Below are 18,934 nucleotides of genomic sequence, written 5' to 3'. Positions count from 1 at the left end.
GCGCTGTCCGCCACCGGTCGGCGCCGGAGCGCGGTGCGGTCTCGCCCGGCTCTCCCGTGGCCCGGTCTACTAGGATCGCGCGCATGGCGATGACCATGAGCGACGTGGCCCGGTTCGAGGCGGCCAGGCCCCGGCTGGAGGCCATCGCCTACCGGTTGCTCGGTTCGGCGGGCGAGGCGGAGGACGCGGTGCAGGAGACGTTCCTGCGTTGGCAGGCGACCGATGTCTCCCGAATCGAGGTGCCCGAGGCGTGGCTGACCAAGGTCCTCACCAACTACTGCCTCAACCAGCTCACTTCGGCCCGTGCCCGGCGCGAGACGTACGTGGGCAGGTGGCTTCCCGAGCCGTTGCTCGCCGGGGACCCGATGCTCGGGCCGGCCGACAGCGCCGAGCAGCGGGAGTCCGTGTCGTACGCCGTCCTCGTCCTGCTGGAGCGCCTGTCGCCCGGTGAGCGGGCGGTGTACGTGCTGCGCGAGGCCTTCGACTACCCGCACCGGGAGATCGCCGAGCTCCTGGACATCACCGAGGCCGCCAGCCAACAGACCTACCACCGGGCCAAGAAGCACGTCGCGGACGGCAAGGCCCGGGTCGAGATCGACGACGCCGCCGCCCGCAGGATCGTCGAGGAGTTCCTCGCCGCCGCGACCAGCGGCCGTACCGAACCCCTCGTCCGCCTGCTCGCCCAGGACGCCGTCTCGGTCGGCGACGGCGGCGGGAAGGTCCCGGCCCGCGCGAAGGGGTTCGAGGGCGCACTCGCGGTCGCCAGGTTCCTGCGCGGCCTGTTCAAGCCCGGCGACGCCAAGCGGGCCCACATCGGCGGCGTGCCCGACATCTACGCCGCGACCGCCAACGGCGAACCCGCCATCGTGGCGGTCGTGGACGGGCGGGTCGTCGGGATCACGTGCCTGGAGGTCGGCGCGGAGGGCATCGTCGCGATCCGCAGCCAGGTCAACCCCGACAAGCTCGTCCGCGCGACCGAGCAGTGGGCCGCGACGGGCCACGGGGACCCGCTCTACACCCTCTGACCGCGAATGCGGACCCGACCGGGGATGCGGCCCCGATCAGGGATGCGGCTCCGATCGGCGGTGTGACACACGTCACATTCGGGTGCTGTCAGGAAACGCCGGGCTGTCCGGTTCAAGAGGCGAACCGACGCTGGGCAGCGGCGGATCCCTCGCAGACAGGAGCAGGCTCATGCAGCACCGCATCGTCGTCCTCGGAGCCGGATACACCGGAGCGGTCGCCGCCGGCCGCCTCGCCAAGCGGCTGCACCGCGAAGACGTCGCCATCACCCTGGTCAACCCCGAACCGGACTTCGTGGAGCGTGTCCGGCTGCACCAGCTCGCCGCCGGCCAGGACCTCACCCCGCGGCCGTTCCGCGAGATGTTCGCCGGCACCGGCGTGGAACTCAAGCTCGCCGAGGTCACCGCCGTGGACGCGGACCGCAAGACGGTGACGGTGACGGTGACCGGCGCGCGCGGCTCCGAGCGGGAGGAACTGACGTACGACACACTCGTCTACGCCCTCGGCAGCGGCTGGGACGAGGGGGGTGTCCCCGGCGTCGCCGAACACGCCTACGAGGTCTCCGGGCGCCCCGGCGCCCTGCGCCTGCGCGACCGCCTTGCCGCCCTCGACGGCGGGCGGCCCGTGGTGGTGGTCGGTGGCGGCCTGACCGGCCTGGAGGCCGCGACCGAGATCGCCGAAGCGCGCCCGGACCTCCAGGTCGCACTCGCGGTCCACGGCGGCCTCGGGGACCGGCTCTCGGACAAGGGCCGCGCCCACCTGCGGAAGGTGGCGGACCGGCTCGGCGTCACCCTCCACGAGAACGCCGCGGTCACCGCCGTGGCGGCGGACTCCGTGACGACCGCCGACGGCCGGACCGTCCCCGCCGACGTCACCGTCTGGACCACCGGCTTCGCCGTCCACCCCATCGCCCTGGCCACCGCGCTCGAACTCACCGGCCAGGGCCGGATCGTCGTCGACGAAACGATGCGCTCGCTCTCCCACCCGGACGTGTACGCCGTGGGTGACGCGGCGATGGCGGTGGGCCCGAACAACGTGCCGCTGCGCATGTCCTGTGCCTCGGGCGTCCCCATGGCCTGGCAGGCGGCCGACGCCATCGCCGCCCGCCTCACCGGCGGCAAGGTCCCCCACGTCCCGATCCGCTACTTCCAGCAGTGCGTCTCGCTGGGCCGCAAGGAGGGCCTGATCCAGTTCGTGACCGCCGATGACCGGGCGAAGGACCGGGCCCTGACGGGCCGTGTGGCGGCCCTGTACAAGGAACTGATCTGCAAGGGCGCGGCCTGGGGCGTCGCCCATCCGACCGCGGGCCTGCCCTCACGCCGCCGGCGCGTCGTCGGGCAGCGGACCCGGAGCGACCGCGCCCCGGCCCAGGCCGCGGCCTGACCCGGCGGGCCCGACCGCGGGTGCGCGGCTGGGGGAACGCGGCTGGGGGAGCGGATCGGCTCGTGCGCCGGCCGCGGTCAGCCGCGTACGTGCAGTCCGAACCCCGTGCGGCCCGCGGGCTCCAGTCCCTCCTTCAGGTGGAGGGAGGGGATCTCGTAGTCACCGAAGTTCTGCCGGCGGAACGCGATCGGCTCGGTCGACTCCAGGGTGAGCAGGCGCTGCTCCCACGCCTTGGCGACGTCCGGGTACTCCTCGTCGGTCATCCGGTCGGCGCCGTGCAGCACGAACGGCGGCAGCACCTCGATGCCGGGGTAGTAGAGGATGCCGTGGTGGATCGGGAACAGCAGGTCCTCGATGGGGCCGTTGATCCCGCGGGCGGCGTAGTGCGACTCCGGGCCGCCGGTGGTCACCGAGAGCAGGGCCCTGCGGCCCGCGAGGGTGCCTTCGCCGAAGCGCTCGCCGTACTTGGTGTCGCTGTGCTCGCCGACGCCGTAGGCGAAGCGGTAGGTGAACACCCGGTCCACCCAGCCCTTGAGGATCGCCGGCATCGTGTACCACCACAGCGGGAACTGGAAGATGATCGTGTCGGCCCACAGGAGCTTCTCCTGTTCGGCGCGCACGTCCGGGGTGAGCGTCCCGGCGTCGAAGGCCCGGCCCGAGTCCAGGGCGACCTTCAACGGGGTCGAGGCGCGGGGACCGTAGTCCGCGGCGTCCACGACCGCCTTCCAGTTCATCGCGTACAGGTCACTGACGCGGACCTCGTGCCCGGCGGATTCCAACGTGGACACCGCGAGGTCCTTCAGCGAGCTGTTGAGCGACTTCGGCTCCGGGTGGGCGTGGACGATCAGCGTCTTCACGGGAAACTCCTTCGGATCGGATGCCGCCGATACTGCGTGGCGTCGCGCCCGGTGTTCAGGGGCGCCGCTTCCGTCGGACCGGACTTCCTGGTATCGGCAGGACCACCTTCGCGAGCACCGCCGAGGCCATACTGGGAGGCATGGACGATCTTGCGAGCTTCCTGCGGACCCGGCGTTCCCGGGTCGACCCGGCAGCCGTCGGGATACCCACCGACAGCCGTCGCCGGGTCGCGGGCCTGCGCCGTGAGGAGGTCGCGCACCTGTCCGGGGTCAGCGTCGACTACTACGTGCGACTGGAGCAGGGGCGCGCGACCCAACCTTCCGAGCAGGTCCTCGACGCGCTCGCCCGAGTCCTCGCCCTCGACGAGACCGAACGGGGACACCTCGACCGGCTCGCCAGGCAGCGCCGCCGGCGGGCGAAGGCGCCGGGCGGGCGTGTCCGGCCGGATCTGTTGCGCGTCCTCGACCTGGTCACCGACGCACCCGCGCTGATCATGGACCCCCGCATGGACGTGCTCGCCGGGAACCGCCTCGCCGGGCTCCTCTACGGCCGCCCGTTGCCCGGCCTGAACACGGCCCGGCACATCTTCCTGGAGGAAGCCGAGCGCGGCCTCTACGGGGACTGGCAGACATGCACCACCGATGTGGTCGGGCACCTGCGCCTGGCCGCCGGAAAGTACCCCGAGGACCCCCGCCTGGCCTCGCTGATCGGCGAGTTGGCGATGGGCAGCGAGCGCTTCCGTCGCCTCTGGGCCCGTGCGGACGTGCGCGCCCGCACGCATGGGCGCAAGGCCTACCGGCACCCGCTGGTCGGACCGCTGGAACTGCACCACGAGAACTTCGCGCTGCCGGACGAGTCGGGCATGGAGCTGATAGTCCTGTCCGCGGAACCCGGCAGCGCGTCCGAGGACGGGCTGCGCCTGCTCGCGGGCCTGGGCGCGGACGGCGGTACCGCGCGCCCCACGGCGCACGCCCGGGTCCCCGAGTGACGACCGAGTCCTCGCAGGTCCGTCGATGGGCGACTGGGGACTGGGCGACCCCGGTCCTCGTTGCGCCATTCACGCCGGTGGCGTCACCGGTGCCGTCGCCGGGTCACCGGCCGACCGACTTGCGCTGGCAGCGTCCTGATCTCGCCCGGCGGCTCGTGCGCGCGGACGACTACCGCCCGGGCGAGTGGATGGTCGTCAAGCCGCTGCCGGCCCTGTACGGGCTTTGGACGCTTCGCGGTCTCAAGCGGGAGAAACGGAAGGTCCCGCGGTAGGAGCCGCGAAGCCGCCGCCGGGCCGCAAGCGGGGCAGGCCGGTTGCGGGGCAGGCCGCGAGGGGGTCGGACGGACGCGGCGGGGGCATCAGGCGGCCGGCGGAGCCGTCACCGCCGTGACGGGCTGAGCGGCCGCGCGGCGGTCACCGCGCGGCCCGCTCGGTCAGGAGCGCGGCGACACCAGCGCGGTGGCCTCGATCTCCACCAACTGGTCAGGGAACGCCAGGTCGGTGACACCGATGATGGTGTCGGTCGTGCGGTGGTCGCCGACGTACTCCTTGTGCAGCCTGGCGGCCGTGTCGAAGTTCTTGCGCAGGTCCTTGGTGTAGATCTTCATGCTGACGATCTGGCTGCGCGGGATCTTGTAGTGCGCGAGGACCTTGTCCATGTTCTCGAACGAGGTGCGCACCTGCTTCTCGAAGTCGCCGACGCCCACCAGGTTCCCGGCCGCGTCATGCGACAGCTGCCCGGAGATGTAGACCGTGTCCCCGGCCCTGATGGCCTGCGAGTAGCCGTAGGACTCCTCCCACGACACCCCGAAACCGAAGTGGTCCCAGCCGCGGCGCGCCTGGTCCTGCGCGCTGGCGCCCTGCGGTCCCACGACGGCGATCATCACGGCCACGAACGCGGCCACCGCAGCGGCGATTCCGAACTTGCGCCCTGACTTGCGCCCTGACTTGGTCATTCCCTTGTCCTTTCGTCCCCAGCGGAGCCTGGAGCCCCGACGCTGTCACGGCGCAAGGGAGAACTCCTCGAATGGAGATCGATCGGGCGTCGACCGCCTGCCGGAACCGCGCGCGCACGCCGACCGTCGCGCGAGCCTGCCGGCGAGCGGGGGGGCGGCGCAGGTGGGACCGGGGCGCCGCGCCCGGCGCCTGTGCCGGGCCGGTGCCGACTCGCTCGGCGGCGGGTGCAGGCCCTCGGCTCGGCCGGTCGTGCGTCGAGCCCCGTGGGTACGGCGTCGAAACCGCCGTGGCCCCCGGGGGACGTGCTCGCCGGGGGCGCACCGGTCCGTCGGCGGGTGGCGGAAGGAGCGGGAGGAACACCGGTGGATACGCCGTGCGGGCACACGGCCTCGTGGACCGACTCAGCCAGGACCTCGACGTCGCCACCGAGAACCCCGCCCCGATGTCCGACATCGCCGCCGACCTGGTCCACGAGCTCACCAAACGCGGCTGGCGGCGGGCGAGGTGGACGTACTCGAAGAGAACCTTTGGTCGGTCCCGGAGCCCACGGAGTACGGGCCGGTCCCGGCCTTCGACGACGTCGTCGGTACGAAGGTCCGGGCCCTGGCCGACCGGGGCGCCGTCCGTGACCTGATCGACGTACATGCCGCCTCCCTCCACCGCTCGCTCCCCGACCTCGAACGCCTCGGGGCGCGCCACGGCCGCGACCAGTTCCGCCTCGACGACGGCCTGGACGACGAGGTCATCGCGCGCCTGCGCGCCTGGGCACGGCGGTGGTCGGACGACATCGACGGGCGCCTCGCCGGGGAGTCGGCGCACTGACTGTGCCCGTGGCTCCGGTATGAGGCCTGCGGGAGCCGGACCGCGCCGAACCGGTGGGCATGTTCAACGTCCGTGACCGGTACCGCCGGCCCGCCGGCTGTCGCGGACGAGGTCGCGCAGCCACATGTGCTCCGGGTCGGCGTCGTTGCGCGGGTGCCAGGCCATGCCGAAGCTCAAGGGCGGCAGTTCCAGCGGAATCTCGAACGTGTGCAGGTCCAGCACCTCCCGGTGGTACGCCGCGCTGTCGGCCGGCACCAGGCAGACCAGGTCCGTTTCCCGGCAGAGGTGGAGCGCGGCGCTCCAGCTCGGCACGACGGCGACCACCCGGCGGCGCAGCCCCCGTTCGGCCAGCCGGTCGTCGATGGGGCCCCGGACCCGCCCCTGTCGGGACACACCGATGTGGCCGGCTGCGGCGAAGGCCCGGGCGGTGACCGTCGTGCGGGCGGCCAGGGGGTGGCCGGCGCGCACGGCGGCGAGGAAGCGGGTGTGGCCGAGGGGTTCGATGCGGGTCTCCGGGTCGGGGTGGCCGATGACGCCGATCTCCAGGTCGAGCCGTCCCTCGCGCAGGGCGGGTGTGCCCTCCATGGTCTCCGGCATGAAGCGCAGGGTGACGCCGGGTGCCTGCCGGGCGACGGCGCCGACGAGCCGTGAGACGAGGCCGGCGAGCACGATCTCGTCGGCCTGGACGGTGAAGTCGCGCGACAGCCGTGCGGGGTCGGTGACCGGTTCGGGAACCAGGAGGTCCTGTGCCTGGCGGACCAGGGCGCGGACGCGCGGTCGTAGTTCCACGGCGCGCGGCGTCGGGACGAGCTGCCTTCCGGCGCGTACGAGCACGGGATCGGCCAGCGCCGTACGGATACGTCCGAGAGTGCGGCTCATGGCGGGCGCGGAGACGTGCAGGCGGGCGGCTGCCGCCGTGACGCTCTCTTCTTCGAGCAGCGCGTCGAGGGCGACCAGCAGGTTCAGGTCCATCTGTCTGCCGAGTCCGTCCACCCTCTGTGTCTCCCCTCACAGTCCGGTCCGCCGCGTACGCGGTCGACCAGTTTCATTTCACCTGACGCAAAGACACCTTGCCATGGATGCACTGGAGTTAATCCACGAGGCCTCCCAGTCTGGGGGCATGACACAGACCACCACGAACGCAGACGTCCTCGCCGTGGCAGGCCAGAGCGCCTCCACGATCACCTTCTTCGACGCGGCGGACTTCCGCCGGCTGGCCGTGTTGGAGGTTCCGAACGAGCCGCACGAGCTGTGCTTCGACCCGGTACGGCGGCGGCTCTACGCCACCATCACCTACCGCTCCGGCTACTACCACGCCAACGGCGGCCGCGCGCACGAGCTCGTGGTGATCGACCCCGACCGCCGTCGGATCGTCGACATCGTCGACCTGTCACCGGAACGCGCGCCCCACGGCATCGCCCTTGACCCGTCGGGGCGCCTGCTGTGGGTGAGCGTCGAGGCGTACGACGACGAGGAGGGCGCCCTGGTCGCGCTCGACGCGGACACCCTCAAGCCCGTACGCCGGGTGCCGGTCGCCGCGCCCGGCCCGCACTGGTTCACGCTCACGCCGGACGGCGGCCGTGCCTACAGCGCGAACAAGGAGGCACCGTTCCTCTCGGTCGTCGACACCGGTTCGGCGGGAGCGGTCGGCCGTATCCCGGTTCCCGGGAGCGAGGGCATCGCGGCCTCGCGCGACGGGCGGTTCGTCTACGCCGCGGCCCCCAAGGGCGACTTCGGGGTCACCGGGCCGGTGCCGGACGCCGGTGTGCGGGTCATCGACACCGCCACCGGTGCCGTGGTCCGAACGCACCGCACGGACGGCTTCGTCTTCCCCGTCCACGTCACCGCCACCGATCTCGTGCTCGCCGGTGAGCTCCGGATACGGGCGAGCGGGGCGGGACTGGGCGCGCAGGCGCCGGGGCTGCTGCACGTGTACGGGACGGACGGCGCGGAACACGGCCGCGTGGAGGTCGGCTCCTTCCCCTTGTCGATCACCTCGTCACCCGACGGCAGGTACGGCTATGTCGCGGCGGTCTCCTCCAGCACGGTGACGGTGGTGGACCTGGCACGGCTGGAGGCGGTGACGACCCTGCACGTCGACAACCCGGGAGAGGCGGGGGCGCACGGACTCGCCTACATCCCGGCGGCCGGCGCCTGACGCGTAGAGGTCCGAGCGTCGGAGCGGCCTGGGTTCCGGCTGCGGTTCGGCTCCGGTCGGGCCTGTCAGCGGTTTTGCGCCCCGGCCCACCTCGCGGACGCCGGCGCTGCCGATCCATTCGCCCTGCTCGTCGTTCACCAGTCCACCTTCGCGTTCTCCGAAACCGGGCGGGGAGAGCCGGGGCGTCTTGCAGAATCCATGCAGCAGGCGGACCGTCGAAGTTGAGGGCGCTCGGGAAGTGGGGAACGGGCAGGCCCGGGCGAGTCGCGAACCCGTCCGGGCCGGCTTGGCCGCCGTGAACCCGGCTGACCGCCCCTCGGTTCTCAGAGGCCCTCCTGGCGGCCCCTCGGGGGGAGCGCGCGCAGGAGATCCCACAGGGGGCGGGAGCCGCCTGCCCATTCGGCGAGGAGGTGGCGGTCGACGAGGTGCAGCCGTTGGGACTGGGCGAAGTCGACTGCGGTGGCGGTTATGCGGCCGTTGGTGAGCATGACCAGGATGTCGCCGCCATGGACCTGTCGGCCGGTGCCGTTGAGGACGTGGAGGTCGGGGGTGCCGACGGGTTTCCCGGCCCAGCCGTCCTTCCGGTGTTTGCACTGGATGACCCACCGGCGTCCGTAGGGGTCGGTGGCCTTGACGTCGGCTCCGTTGTCGCCGTGCCCGCCCACCTGTCGCGCGTCTGTGCAGCCGTCGCGGCGCATCAGGTCCCGTACCGTGAACTCGAACGCCCGATGATGCAGGACATCGAGTTGTCTGAGCGCGTATCGCAGACCGCTCGCCCGGACTTGTTCCCACCGGGCGGCCTCCCTGCGCCGCCAGGCCCAGGCGCCGGCGCCCGCGACAGCCACCACCAGTACGGCGGCCACGGTCCGGGGATGGGCGACCAGCCATCGCAGGGCGGCGGCCGCCAGGCCGAGTACGACCGTGGCCGCGAGGGCGGCGAGGACCACCTGCTCCAGGCCGTGGCTCTTCCCCCGCCGGGGCCGCCGACCGTAACGGCGGGGCGGACGACGGCGGACCGGACGACGGACCGAACGACGGCGCCCGTTCACCGGCCCTCCCCCGGCGGCAGAACGGCGCGGCGGCGCGAGTGGGTGGTGTCCCGGACCGTCACTGCCCCGCCTGGGAGACGCCGCTGACGAGTTGCCCGAGGAGGTCGGCGATGCCCTGACCCACCTCGGTGGGGGCCAGGATGACACCCAGCGCCAGCACGATGACCACGGTCGTCTTCTCGTCGCGTCGGCTCCGGGCCTCCGTACGCCGTCGCAACCGCAGAACAACGATGACCGCCAACAGAACCGCCACATCGATCGTCAGCAACCGCCCACCTCCGCCGGGACCGCTATGGGGCAGCGGACGACAGCCCCGCCTTCTTGTGTAGCCGGAGAGCAGCCGCAGGGTGACCGGATTGCCGTGGATTGGCGGCAATGCGACGCGCCGGCCGGAATCGGCGACTCGTGTTCGAATGTACTTTCCCGGTTGGGGCATTAGGCCGGTGGTCGGAAGCGGGCCCCGAGCCCCGAGCGGTGGTGGCGGCCTGGCCGAGGGCCGTGTCGTCCACGTACGCCCGGTGATCTGGTCCACCCCTCGGACGCGGGCGGTCCACACCCACCGTTCGGGCTCGCCGAACAGGTCAGAGCTTGAACAGCACGCCGCGCCAGGTCCAGCCCGCGTCGAGGACCGCTTGCTGGAGCGGGCTCCTCATGTCCTGTGTGGCGAAGCGGAACGATTCGGTCTTGTGGCGGCGGCCGTCTGCCCCCTGCTTCATCTCCCACTGCCGGTACACCTTGTGCCCCGGTCCGCGGCCGTACTGCCTACGGGCACCGTCGGCCCCCGGCTCCCACGACTCCTCAAGGACACGGACCTCGCACCTCGCGGCATCCAGACGCATCCGGGTCTTCAGGGTCAGACCCAGCGGCGGGTACTCGAACTCCGCCACCAGTTGGGCGCCTTCGCCGGGGCGTCCCTCGCGCACGACGAACCTGACGCCCCGGTCGTTGATCGCGAGGAGCGCGGCCCGGACCTCCGGGGCCGGCCGTGCGGGGAGACCGTCGCGCGGGTGTCTGGTTCCGGTCCACCTGTCCGTGAAGCGGCCCATGGCTACTCCCCCGCCCCTGGTCCGCTCACCGGTCGCACTCCGTCCCCAAAGCTCTGTCGCCACCTTGCCGCTCGCCCCCCGGCAGGTGCCGACCCGGCACCACCCCGCTCCCCGGCGGCGTCGGAACTCTCGACTCGCCGGAGCGGCCACGGCAGGTGATCAGGCGTCATTGTCACACGGTCGTGGTCATGCGCCATGGCGCCGGCGGCGGCAGCGCGGGGGTGCGGGTGGTGGGCCCCGACCCGCCGGCGCCGCTGCCCTCGGCGGCGGCGCCGTACGCCTTCCCTCGGGCGACGGTCGGGTTACCGGCGGTTCGCCGAAATATCGCGGTTGCGGGGCCCGGTCGGAAATCCCGGGCGGCCCGACAAGGCCCGGCTATTTTCCGTGAGATGGGCCACAGGGTCGCCGGTCGGGCCGTGTACCGAATAAGGGACTCGCCCAAGCCCGGGGCGAGCGGAGAAGCGTAGGTTTTCGGCCCTGCCGGGCCGGGATCGAAAGGCCGGATCGCCCGTTCGATTCGGGGATGGCGGATCGGGACGGGAATGCGGTTTCGGCCACGGCGCGGTGCGCCGTCCGAGACCTTCGGGCGAGGCCGATGGGAACAAAGCCGTCATCCCACGTACATCGGGAGCCGCACATAACAGACATATGGCTGAACCCATTCGATTGGTCACGTTACATTCGCCCTGTAAGTTCCGTGGAGGAACAAACCAGGTGCCGTATCGGTCGGCCCGGCCCACAGGAGAGTTGCCATGAACGACGCTCCGCGTCAGCAGAGTTGGAAGATCCGTACGGAATTACCCGTCGAGTACGAGATAGTCGAGAGCCACGGCCTCCTCGACCCGGCGAACCCCGAACTCCTCACCATTCCCGGCGGCGGCCGAGGAGCGGGTACGCGCCTCGTCATCCTCGACCATTCCGTCGACGAGTTGTACGGTGCGCGAATTCGGGAGTACTTCGCCGCGAACGCGGTGGTGGTCGAATATCTGACGCTGCCCGGCTCCGAAGAGAACAAGTCGATCGAGCGCGTCCTCGAAGTGGTCAACAAGCTGAACGAGGTCGGCACCAACCGCCTCAGCTCACCGCCCATCGTCATCGGCGGCGGTGTCGTGGCGGACGTGGTGGGGCTCGCCGCGAGTCTCTACCGGCGTGGCATCCCCTTCGTCCGGGTCCCCACCACGCTGCTCGGCCAGGTCGACGTCAGCGTGGCCGCCAAGTCCGGCATCAACTACGGCGGGTACCGCAACCGCCTCGGCGCCTACACCCCGCCCCCGCGGACGCTGATCGACCGCCGCTTCCTCGCCACCGTCCCGGACCGGCAGCTGCGCAACGGCATGGGCGAGATCTTCAAGATGGCCCTGATCAAGGACCTGCGGCTGTTCGAACTCCTGGAGGAGCACGGGGCGGAACTCATCCAGACGCGCTTCCAGGACCCGGAACCCGGAAGCACCGGCCTGCCGGGAACGGTGGCGGACGAGGTCATCGGCCGGGCCATCGCGGGCATGGCCGAAGAGCTCCAGCCCAACCTCTGGGAGAAGGACCTCCAGCGGTCCGTCGACTACGGGCACTCCTTCTCCCCTCTGGTGGAGATGCGGGCCCTCCCCGAGCTGCTGCACGGCGAGGCCGTGGCGATGGATTGTGTCTTCTCCGCCCTCATCGCCGCCGACCGCGGCCTGATCGACGACGCCCGCCTCGAACGCGTCATCGCGGTGGCACGCCGTATGGGGCTCGCCCCGTCCCACCCCCTCTTCTGCGACGTGACGCTCGTATTGGAGGCCCTCGCGGACACGGTGCTGCACCGCGACGGCCGGCAGAACCTGCCGATGCTCACCGGGATCGGCGAGGTCTGCTTCCTCAACGACGTGAGCGAGAGCGAGATCGAACGGGCCTGCGCCGCCATGGGCCGCCTGCTCGACACCAACGCTGGCTGCCGCCCCGGCCGGCCCGTCGGGGCCGACCGGTGAGCGGAGCGACCGGCGCCCGGGACCTCGCGTACCGGAAGGTGGTGGTCGTCACCGGCGCCAGCGCGGGTATCGGCCGCGCGTCCGCCGCCGTCTTCGCCGAGGCGGGCATGCGGGTCGTCCTCGCGGCCCGCGACGAGAAGCACGGCGCCGAGGCCGAACGCGAGATCCGGGCCCGGGGCGGCGAGGCCCACTTCGTGCGCTGCGACGTCACGAGCCCGGAGCAGGTACGCGCCCTCCTCGCCCGCACGGTCGAGCGGTACGGGCGAGTGGACTGCGCCTTCAACAACGCGGGGGTGCCCGGCGACGGGCGCCTCGCCGACGTCACGACCGAGGACTTCGACCGTGCCTTCGCCGTCAACACCCGGGGCCTGTGGCTCTGCATGCGGGAGGAGCTGCGGGTCATGTCCGCCCAGGGAGGCGGCGGCAGCATCGTCAACAACACGTCGGTGCACGGCGTCCGTACGGTCTTCCCCGGCATCGGCGCGTACGTCGCCTCCAAGCACGCCGCGGTGGCGCTGACCCGCGTGGCGGCCGTCGAGCACGCCCACGAGGGCATCCGCGTGAACGCCGTCGCCCCGGGCCCCGTCGAGTCCGACATGCTGGCCGCCTCGGAGGTGGCCGTGGGGGGCGCGACGACCTGGCGCCGGCTGATCCCGTCCGGCGAGATCGGCACCCCGCGCCAGGTCGCCGACGTGGCGCTGTGGCTGTTCTCCGCCTCCTCCTCGTACGTCAACGGGCAGGTCATCGGCGTCGACGGCGGTTTCCTCGCCACCTGACCCGCCGGCCGGCTTCCTTCCCCCACCCCCACCCCACCCCCGCCCCTATCCCTGCTCCGCGGAGCGAAGGACACCCCCATGGAAAGCGACACCACCTACGACTTCATCGTGGTCGGGGCCGGCGCGGCAGGCAGCGTCGTCGCCGCCCGGCTCAGCGAGGACCCCGCCCGCAGCGTCCTGCTCCTGGAGGCCGGGCCGGCGGACACCGACTCCCGCATCGCGCGCCCCGCCTCCTGGCCGTCGCTGCTCGGCGGCGAACTGGACTGGGGCTACCGGACCGTGCCGCAGACCGCCCTCCACGGCCGTCGGCTCGCCTGGCCGCGCGGCCGGGTCGTGGGCGGCTCCGGCGCCATCAACGCCATGGTGCACGTCCGGGGCGCCGCCTCCGACTTCGACGCGTGGCAGCGCTGGGGCGGTGACACCTGGAACGCGCGGCACCTGTTGCCCTTCCTGGAACGCCTGGAGGGGCCCGCCGAGGACGCCCCCTACGGCACCCTCCCGGTGGCGCAGAACACCGCGCCCCACCCCTTCGCCACCGCGTTCGTCGAAGCGGCGCAGAAGTACGGGCTGCCGGCCAACGCGGACTTCAACGCCGGCCGGCAGGAGGGTGTGGGCCTCTACCGCACCACTCGTACCGCGGCCGCCCCCGGCGCTCCCGCCCGCCGCGGCAACACCGCCCACACCCATCTCGGGCCGGCCCTCGCCCGTCGCAACCTCAGCCTCTGGACCGACGCCTCGGTCCTCGGGCTCGTCACGGACGGCGGCCGGGTCACCGGGGTCAGGGTCCGGCGCGACGGCACCGTCACCTCCGTCGCCTGCACGAGCGAGGTCGTGGTGTGCGCCGGGGCGGTGGCCGCGCCACAGTTGTTGCTGCTCAGCGGCATCGGCCCGGCCGCCGACCTCGCGGCCCTGGACATATCCGTGCGGGTCGACCTGCCCGGCGTCGGCGGCAACCTCCACGACCACGTGCAGGTGTCGCTCGCCTACGACACGACCGAGGGCCATCCCGTCGCCGATTCCTCCAACCTCGGCGAGGCGGGCGGCTTCGTGCGGCTCGACCACGGCGCGGGCGAACCGGAGATCCAGCTGTCCTTCGCGCCGATGAAGGACCTCAACGACGCGTCCCGGCTCGGACACGGCTTCACCATCGGCCCGGGCGTCACCCGCCCCGTCAGCCGCGGCCGACTCACCCTGGCCCGCGCCGACCCCGACGCGCACCCGCTGATCGACCCGGCGTACCTGACGGACCCCGCCGACCTGGACACCTTGGTGGAGGGCGTGCGGATCGCCCGTGACATCGCCGCCACCGATCCGCTCGCGGGTCTGGCCGGCGGCCGTGCCCCGCTCGGCGCGACGGCCACCCGCCGCGAGGTGGAGGAGTTCGTACGGGCCCACGCCCAGACCCAGTTCCACCCGGTCGGCACCTGCCGCATCGGCGGCGACCGGGACCCGGGCGCGGTCGTCGACCCCAGGCTCCGGGTGCGGGGTACGAGCGGGCTGCGGGTGGCCGACGCCTCGGTGATCCCGACCATGATCACCGGGAACATCCACGCGGCCGTGGTCGCGGTCGCCGAGCGCGCGGCCCGGTTCATCGTCGAGGACCACGCGTGACGCAGGCACGCCTTCGGCAGGCGCCCGTACATGACAGGCCCTCGCGGAACGGGGCCCCGCGTACGGCCACCCGTGAGCCACGACCCGGCATGACGGAGAACCGGGCGGAGAACCAGACGGAGGACCAGGCATGACGACACACGACGGACACCACGGGCACGACGGACACGACGGACACGACGGCGCCCTGCGCTGGGGGGTCCTCGGGGCCACCTCCTACATCGCCACCCACCTGATGCCCGCCATCGCCGCGACGCCCGGTTGCGCGCTCACCGCCCTCGCCAGCCGCCCCGAACGGGCCGCCGCCGCCGCGGAACTCGCCCGCGCCCACGGCGCCACGGCCCACCCGGACTACGCCACGCTCCTGGCGGACCCCGCGGTCGACGCCGTCTACGTACCGCTGCCCAACACCGACCACGTCGAGTGGACGCTGCGTGCCTTGGCGGCCGGCAAGCACGTCCTGGTCGAGAAGCCCATGGCGATGGACGAGGAAGGCTGCGCCCGCGTCGAGAAGGCTGCCGAAGCGGCGTCCCGCACCGTGATGGAGGCGTTCATGTACCGCTTCCACCCCCAGCAGCGGCGCGCCGCCGAGATCCTCGCCTCGGGCGAGATCGGCGAACTGCGCCTCGTACGCGCCTCCTTCGCCTTCCGCATCGAGAGCGGCAGCGGCAACATCCGACTGGAGCCGGGCCTCGGCGGCGGTGCCACCTGGGACGTCGGCTGCTACGCCGTCGACGTCCCGCTGTTCTTCTTCGGCCGGGCGCCGCACCGGGTGAGTGCCCGGTTCAGCAGCCGCCCCGGCCTCACCGTGGACACCAGCGCGGTCGCGACGATGGACTTCGGCGGGGGCCGCTCGGCGGTCGTCGACTACAGCATCGACTACGGCCCGCGCGCGGCCTTCGAACTCCAGGGCACGCGCGGCACCGTCGTGGTGCGCAACGCCTGGGCCATGGACGGTGAGGACGGGGTCCTCACCGTCCTCACCGGGGACGGCGTCCGGGAGGAGACCGTCCCGTCGGCGAACCACTACCGGCTCCAGGTGGAGGCGTTCGCCCGGGCCGTGCGCGAGGGTTCGCCCGCGCCGATCCCGCTCGCGGACTCCCGGCGCACGGCGCGGGTGGGGAGCGCGCTCGTGGCGTCCGCCGCCGCCGGCGGCGCCGCCGTGGTCACCTCGACGGAGGCGACGGAGGCGACGGAGGCGACAAAGGCCGCGGGGGCCCGGTGAGCCCGACCGGATCACCGGCGACCACCCGCACCCTGACGGTCTGCGTCGCCTCCGTCGGGGGGCTGCTGTTCGGCTACGGCACCGGCGTCATCGCCGGCGCCCTGCCCCTGGTGACCGCCGAGTACGGGCTGTCGTCCTGGTCGCAGGGCGCCGCCGTGTCGGCCGCCCTGCTGGGGGCAGCCCTTACGGCGCCCGGCAGCGGCCGGCTCGCGGACCGCCTCGGCCGACTCCCCGTGATCGGCGGCGCGGCCGCCGTGTACGCGGCGGGCACCCTGGCGTCCGCGGCCGCCGCCGGAGCGTGCTCGCTCCTCGCCGGCCGTTTCCTGGTCGGCCTGTCCCTGGGCGCCACCTCCTTCGCGGTGCCGCTGTACATCTCGGAGATCGCGCCGCCGGCCCGCCGGGGGGCGCTGGTCACGCTGAACCAGCTCATGATCACCATCGGCCTGCTGCTGTCCTACGTCGTCGCCTACGCGCTGGAACCGGCGGGCGCCTGGCGCTGGATGCTCGGAGTCGGCATCGCTCCCGCCCTGCTCCTGCTCACCGGGATGTTCCTGGTCCCCGAGTCGCCGGACTGGCTGCGCAGCCGGGGTCACCGGGTCCGGGCGGCGCGGGCCGCGGCCCGGCTCGGCCTGGGGACGGGCGACGACGACCACCCCGCCCCGGCAGTCGGGCGGCGGGGCGCCGGACTGCGCCGGGCCTGTCGGTTGGCGGGCCGTCGGTGGGTGGCGCTGGGTCTCGCGATCGCGATCCTGGTCCATCTCACCGGCCTGAACACGGCCGTCTACTACGCCCCCACCATCCTGGCCGCCGGCGGGCTCACCTCCGCGGGCGGCCTGTTGGGATCGATCCTGGTGGGGATCTGCAACGTCGCGGCCACGGTGCTCACCGTGCTGTTCCTCGACCGTTGGGGGCGGCGACCGCTGATGATCGGGGGGCTGCTGGTCATGGCGCTCACCGCCGCGGCGATCACCACCGCCGAGAGCCTCGGCCGGGAGGGAGCCGCCACCGCCCTGTTGCTGTGCCTCTTCATCACCGCCGGGGCCGTCGGCCCGGCGGCCGTCTTCTGGGTGTACATCGCGGAGATCTACCCCTCCGAGGCCCGGGGCGCCCTGATGAGCCTGGCCACGGCGGCCCACTGGGCGGCGGACTTCGTGGTGGCCACGACGTTCCTCCCGTTGGTCGAGCACCTGTCCCTGGCCGGTACGTTCGCCCTGTACGCCGCGATCACCGGGGCCTCGGCACTGGCCTTGACCCGGTACATGCCCGAGACCCGGGGCAAACCCCTGGTGAGCGCCGTACGGCCGGCGCCCGCGCGGCTCACCGAGTGACCGCGCGGCGGTCGCGGGCCGATCGGGACACCCCCCGCCGGCGCGTCCCCTCCGCCCCGACCCGGGCGGGGTGGGGCGCGCGAGGCGACCACACGTAGGCACATCCTCTGACCCGGAAGGCAGCATGCACCCCGATCTCGCCCCCCGACACGCCAGTTGTCTGCTGTTCGACTGGGACGGCACGCTGGTCGACAGCCAGTACGCCAACTACCGTGCGATGGCCGCCGTCCTTTCCCCCGAGGGCGTGGACCTCGCCCAGGAGTGGTTCGACGCGCGCACCGGACTCTCGTCGGCGGAGATGATCCGCACCCTGGTCGACGAGCGCTCCCTGCGGCTCTCCAGGGCCGTGGAGGAACTGGTCGCGGACCGCGACCGGATGTTCCTCCGGGAGGCGCACACCGTACGGCCGCACCCGGCGGTGCTCCGGGTCGTCGAGGCCATGCACGGCCGGGTCCCCATGGCGGTGGCGTCCGGCGGAGCCCGTCACGTCATCGAGGCGACCTTGCGCCACCAGCCGTTCCGCGACCACTTCGACGCCCTCGTGACCCGCGACGACGTCGACCGCGGAAAGCCGGCGCCGGACATCTTCCTGCGCGCGGCCGAGTCGCTCGGGGCCCACCCCTCGCGCTGCACCGTCTACGAGGACAGCGACGAGGGTGTCGAGGCGGCCCACGCGGCGGGCATGACCGTCATCGACGTCCGCCCCTACACCCGCCTGAACCTGACCTGACCGCCCGATCGGGCACCACGGCGCGATCGAGCGCCGACCGGGTCCGCTTCTCGCCGCCGTGTTCCCCGCAGGGCGTGGCGGCGAGGGGCGGTGAGAAGACCGCCTCTCGTGGAAGGCGGCCACGGCCCCGCCCCGGCCCCGCGCCCCCGTGCGCCCCGGACCGAACTGCCCCGGACCGAACTGCCCCCGGGGCGCACGCTCAGGCGGTGTCGTCCGGGGTGGTGGCGGGTTTCGCGTAGAGGATGTCGCGGGCCTGCTCCGCGGCGCGGGCGATGCTCTCGGAGACGAAGTCGAGGAAGCGGGCGACGTTCTCCAGGCGGACGCCGGCGGGGGTGTCCGGACCGAGCACGGGGACCCCTTGCCGGAAGATTTCCACCATGCCGGCGGTGGAGCGGGCGCTGGCCATCATCGATTCGTACCAGACGTCGTCGTCCACGACGTAGCGCTCGCGCCGGCGTTCGTCGCGTTCACGGCGGACGAGCCCCTGACTCTCCAGGAAGGTGACCGCCTTGGAGATCGACGCCGGGCTGACCTGGAGCCGCTGGGCGAGTTCGGACGCGGTGAGGCTGCCGGTGTCGGTCAGGGTGAGGCAGGCCAGTACGCGGGACATCATCTTGGGCGTGCCCGCGGCCATCACCGCGGTGGTGAACGTCTCCTCGTACGCGCGCACGGCCTCGACATCGCGCCCGTGGGCCTGCGGGGGCGTGTCGGCGCCCCGGGCCGCGGCCGGTCGGCGGCGGTGGGCGCGGTGTTCGGTGGCGCGGTGGGCCAGTTCGGCGCGGTAGGCGGTGGGGCCGCCGTTGCGCATCACCTCGCGGGTGATCGTCGAGGTCGGCCGGTCGAGGCGTCTGGCGATCTCCGCGTAGGCGAGGCCGTCGGCCAACCCCAGCGCGATCTGCTGGCGTTCCTGCTGGGTGAGTCTGCCTCCCGGCATCGCGGTCTCCTTCGTGGTCCGTGGGGGCTCAAGCATAGCGTTCACACCTAGTTCATTGCAATGGCTATCGCGTCCGACGTTG

At 72.8% G+C, this 18,934-nt stretch carries 17 protein-coding genes and 2 pseudogenes; 12 read left to right on the top strand and 7 right to left on the bottom strand.

Annotated elements, in window-relative coordinates; all coding sequences use genetic code 11:
* The first annotated feature begins 83 nt into the window (after window positions 1-83).
* Both sigJ and E6R62_RS29380 read left to right on the top strand, forming a co-directional pair.
* Window positions 84-1,025 carry an RNA polymerase sigma factor SigJ gene (gene sigJ / locus E6R62_RS29385; protein ID WP_136216521.1) on the top strand — a complete coding sequence of 314 codons (942 nt, stop codon included), beginning with the start codon at window positions 84-86 and terminating at the stop codon, window positions 1,023-1,025.
* A 169-nt stretch (window positions 1,026-1,194) separates the two neighbouring features.
* A complete protein-coding gene (locus E6R62_RS29380; protein WP_136216520.1) occupies window positions 1,195-2,406 on the top strand; it encodes an NAD(P)/FAD-dependent oxidoreductase in 1,212 nt (403 codons plus the stop codon).
* A 77-nt stretch (window positions 2,407-2,483) separates the two neighbouring features.
* Here E6R62_RS29380 and E6R62_RS29375 read toward each other — a convergent pair whose 3' ends face one another.
* Window positions 2,484-3,263: an NAD(P)H-dependent oxidoreductase gene (locus E6R62_RS29375; RefSeq protein WP_136216519.1), complete on the bottom strand. Its 780-nt coding sequence runs from the start codon at window positions 3,261-3,263 to the stop codon at window positions 2,484-2,486.
* A gap of 140 nt (window positions 3,264-3,403) precedes the next feature.
* On the opposite strand from E6R62_RS29375, the gene E6R62_RS29370 reads away from it, so the two are divergent.
* Together E6R62_RS29370 and E6R62_RS41295 are read left to right on the top strand one after the other, a co-directional pair.
* The gene (locus E6R62_RS29370) at window positions 3,404-4,252 is read left to right on the top strand and encodes a helix-turn-helix transcriptional regulator (protein ID WP_136216518.1); all 849 of its coding nucleotides are present in this window, start codon (window positions 3,404-3,406) and stop codon (window positions 4,250-4,252) included.
* Window positions 4,253-4,371: 119 nt separating this feature from the next.
* Window positions 4,372-4,524 (top strand): annotated as a pseudogene (locus E6R62_RS41295) (YdcF family protein); the annotation flags it as partial.
* A gap of 162 nt (window positions 4,525-4,686) precedes the next feature.
* On the opposite strand, the gene E6R62_RS29360 reads toward E6R62_RS41295, so the two are convergent.
* Complete coding sequence (locus E6R62_RS29360) at window positions 4,687-5,208, bottom strand: RidA family protein (protein ID WP_240801978.1); 522 nt, start codon at window positions 5,206-5,208, stop codon at window positions 4,687-4,689.
* A 359-nt stretch (window positions 5,209-5,567) separates the two neighbouring features.
* Between E6R62_RS29360 and E6R62_RS29355 the strand changes: the two are divergent.
* Window positions 5,568-6,031: pseudogene (locus E6R62_RS29355) on the top strand (nucleotidyl transferase AbiEii/AbiGii toxin family protein); the annotation flags it as partial.
* Window positions 6,032-6,094: 63 nt separating this feature from the next.
* On the opposite strand, the gene E6R62_RS29350 reads toward E6R62_RS29355, so the two are convergent.
* Window positions 6,095-7,003 (bottom strand): LysR family transcriptional regulator, encoded by a 909-nt coding sequence (locus E6R62_RS29350; protein WP_136216517.1) that lies wholly within the window; start codon window positions 7,001-7,003, stop codon window positions 6,095-6,097.
* Between the two features lie 148 nt (window positions 7,004-7,151).
* On the opposite strand from E6R62_RS29350, the gene E6R62_RS29345 reads away from it, so the two are divergent.
* Complete coding sequence (locus E6R62_RS29345; protein WP_136216516.1) at window positions 7,152-8,189, top strand: YncE family protein; 1,038 nt, start codon at window positions 7,152-7,154, stop codon at window positions 8,187-8,189.
* 323 nt (window positions 8,190-8,512) lie between these two features.
* Here E6R62_RS29345 and E6R62_RS29340 read toward each other — a convergent pair whose 3' ends face one another.
* From E6R62_RS29340 to E6R62_RS29330, 3 genes are all read right to left on the bottom strand, one after another.
* Window positions 8,513-9,238 (bottom strand): restriction endonuclease, encoded by a 726-nt coding sequence (locus E6R62_RS29340; protein ID WP_136216515.1) that lies wholly within the window; start codon window positions 9,236-9,238, stop codon window positions 8,513-8,515.
* 58 nt (window positions 9,239-9,296) lie between these two features.
* Window positions 9,297-9,506: a hypothetical protein gene (locus E6R62_RS29335; RefSeq protein WP_136216514.1), complete on the bottom strand. Its 210-nt coding sequence runs from the start codon at window positions 9,504-9,506 to the stop codon at window positions 9,297-9,299.
* Between the two features lie 313 nt (window positions 9,507-9,819).
* Window positions 9,820-10,284 (bottom strand): hypothetical protein, encoded by a 465-nt coding sequence (locus E6R62_RS29330; protein ID WP_136216513.1) that lies wholly within the window; start codon window positions 10,282-10,284, stop codon window positions 9,820-9,822.
* Window positions 10,285-11,036: 752 nt separating this feature from the next.
* Here E6R62_RS29330 and E6R62_RS29325 point away from each other — a divergent pair.
* The 6 genes from E6R62_RS29325 (at window position 11,037) to E6R62_RS29300 (ending at window position 17,918) form a co-directional block, all read left to right on the top strand.
* A complete protein-coding gene (locus E6R62_RS29325; protein ID WP_136216512.1) occupies window positions 11,037-12,248 on the top strand; it encodes a sedoheptulose 7-phosphate cyclase in 1,212 nt (403 codons plus the stop codon).
* Window positions 12,245-13,024 carry an SDR family NAD(P)-dependent oxidoreductase gene (locus E6R62_RS29320; RefSeq protein WP_168714212.1) on the top strand — a complete coding sequence of 260 codons (780 nt, stop codon included), beginning with the start codon at window positions 12,245-12,247 and terminating at the stop codon, window positions 13,022-13,024. Before E6R62_RS29325 ends, E6R62_RS29320 begins: the two co-directional genes overlap by 4 nt.
* 78 nt (window positions 13,025-13,102) lie before the next feature.
* Window positions 13,103-14,635, top strand: coding sequence for a GMC family oxidoreductase (locus E6R62_RS29315; RefSeq protein WP_136216510.1), 1,533 nt, complete (start codon window positions 13,103-13,105; stop codon window positions 14,633-14,635).
* Window positions 14,636-14,765: 130 nt separating this feature from the next.
* A complete protein-coding gene (locus E6R62_RS29310; RefSeq protein ID WP_240801977.1) occupies window positions 14,766-15,860 on the top strand; it encodes a Gfo/Idh/MocA family protein in 1,095 nt (364 codons plus the stop codon).
* A complete protein-coding gene (locus tag E6R62_RS29305; RefSeq protein WP_136216509.1) occupies window positions 15,857-17,188 on the top strand; it encodes a sugar porter family MFS transporter in 1,332 nt (443 codons plus the stop codon). Before E6R62_RS29310 ends, E6R62_RS29305 begins: the two co-directional genes overlap by 4 nt.
* Window positions 17,189-17,312: 124 nt before the next feature.
* A complete protein-coding gene (locus E6R62_RS29300; RefSeq protein ID WP_136216508.1) occupies window positions 17,313-17,918 on the top strand; it encodes an HAD family phosphatase in 606 nt (201 codons plus the stop codon).
* 199 nt (window positions 17,919-18,117) lie between these two features.
* Here E6R62_RS29300 and E6R62_RS29295 read toward each other — a convergent pair whose 3' ends face one another.
* Window positions 18,118-18,852 carry a helix-turn-helix domain-containing protein gene (locus E6R62_RS29295; protein WP_136216507.1) on the bottom strand — a complete coding sequence of 245 codons (735 nt, stop codon included), beginning with the start codon at window positions 18,850-18,852 and terminating at the stop codon, window positions 18,118-18,120.
* Between the last annotated feature and the right edge of the window lie 82 nt (window positions 18,853-18,934).

It is taken from the genome of Streptomyces sp. A1136 (assembly GCF_004795055.1).
Taxonomy (GTDB): domain Bacteria; phylum Actinomycetota; class Actinomycetes; order Streptomycetales; family Streptomycetaceae; genus Streptomyces.
This window is presented reverse-complemented; position numbering and strand designations above follow the sequence as displayed.